Origin of the sequence: Frankia sp. Hr75.2 (assembly GCF_949319125.1) — a bacterium.
Taxonomy (GTDB): Bacteria; Actinomycetota; Actinomycetes; order Frankiales; family Frankiaceae; genus Parafrankia; species Parafrankia soli.
This window is the reverse complement of sequence record NZ_CASGGV010000134.1, coordinates 1-1,699: the sequence shown is the minus strand read 5'-3', so window position 1 is coordinate 1,699 and position 1,699 is coordinate 1. Positions and strand designations below refer to the sequence as shown.

At 72.3% G+C, this 1,699-nt stretch carries 1 protein-coding gene; it reads right to left on the bottom strand.

The features are described 5' to 3' along the window. Positions 1–139: 139 nt before the first annotated feature. Positions 140–1,519, bottom strand: coding sequence for an IS1380 family transposase (locus AC559T_RS12325; RefSeq protein WP_248832287.1), 1,380 nt, complete (start codon positions 1,517–1,519; stop codon positions 140–142). Positions 1,520–1,699 lie beyond the last annotated feature (180 nt).

Below are 1,699 nucleotides of genomic sequence, written 5' to 3'. Positions count from 1 at the left end.
GATCAAAGATCGGTGATCTTTCCCTTTCCGGCTTGTTGATGGTGTTTCCGGCTGGTGGGCAGGGTGACGGCCCGGCTGTCGTACCGGGTGGGCGCCGGGTCCACGGCCCGGACGGGGTCTCGTCGGGGGAACGGGCTGGTCAGCCGGCTGCGGGCAGAGCACGTAGCCGTTCGAGGGCGCCGGGCAGGTGCTGGTCGCGGCCGGGTGGCAGGCGCAGGGTGAGCGTGCCGGCGTGACGGATGACCCGACCGGGGATGTTGATCAGTTCGTGGCGGAGCCGGTCGCCGTGCGCGCGCCCCGCGCGCTGGTCGAATCCGGTCAGGGACTGGAACAGGGTAGATAGCCAGCCGGCGAGGATCGCCGCCCACATCCAGACGGTGTTGACGGCCGGGTCCGCGGAGGGCAGGTGGCGCAGGCCGGCGCCGAGCTTGACATCTTTGATCTGGGTCTCGATGTCGGCGCGGCCACGGAACCAGTGCTCGACGGCGACGATGCCGTCGGGCTCGTCAGCGGGGATGTTCGTGACGATGAAACTGACCGCCCAGGCGTGGTCGGCGACGCCTTCCAACGCGAGGGTGAGCTGGTCTTTCGGGATCGTGCGCCGCCGCCGCGAGCGGGGGTCGGTGGAGATCTCACCGGCAGGGACCTTCACCCGGCGGATGATCGTGTAGGTGCCGGGCGGCCAGCCGGCCGGGGCATAGCCACTGGCGGCGACCTGGGCGCCGGTCATGTCCCGCGCGTCGGTCCAGGCCTTCTCGGGAACGGCGGCGTAGGCGCGCCAGAGCGCGCTGTTGCGTGGCGCGGCGACCGCGAAGTCCGCGCCCGCGGTCACGGCAGCGCGGGCGAGGTCCCCGGTGAAGAACCCCGAATCGGCGCGGACCAGCGGCGGCGCGCAGACGGCAGCCGGCAGGTTCGCCAGCGCCCGGGTCAGCAGCCCGGCGGCACGCGGCCGGACGTCCTGGTCCCCGGCGAGCAGGTCGGCGGCCAAGACCAGCCCGGTCCGCGCCCACGACGCCAGCAGCGGCCGGCCGGCCTTCTTCCCCTCGTAGGTATAGGCCACGCCACGCTTCCCACGGCCGAAAACCTCCACGTCGGAGGAGTCCAGGTCGATCGTCGGCCGCCCGGTGACCAGCTCGGCCCGACGCTGCCCGGGCAGCCGAGACAGCCAACGGCCGGCCAGCACCCCAACCGTCGCCTCGACCCCGGACAGCGCCACCGGGCCGAACCGGCCCGAAAGCCGCGCCGCCGTCCGCGACGGCGCGAACGGCACCACCGCGAGCAGCCCACCCGCCTCGTCCAGACGCAGCCGGTCCAGCCCGGACATGCTCGCCTGCCCCGCCAGCTGCGCGCTCGCCAGCCCGACCAGCAACTCCCCGCCCGAAAGCCCCCGCGCCCGCCGCTTGACCGGCCCGATCTGGTCGTCCAACACCTCGACGACCCCGAGCCGGTCGACCAGCTCAGCGACCGCGGCCAGCCCCGCCATCCCGGTCAGCGACCGATCGGACGGCCCGACCCGCACCCGTGGAACCCGTTTCCGCGACGCGGCCGATCTGCGTAGTCTGTTCACCCGGCGGGTGCCTCTCGTCAGGAAGCCATCGGTTGGTGTGGTAACCCCGATTCTCCCTGCACGGCAGGCACCCGCTCACGTTCCAGCGATCTACAAACCCTCAACATCACCAGCTACTGGCGGATTTAGGTC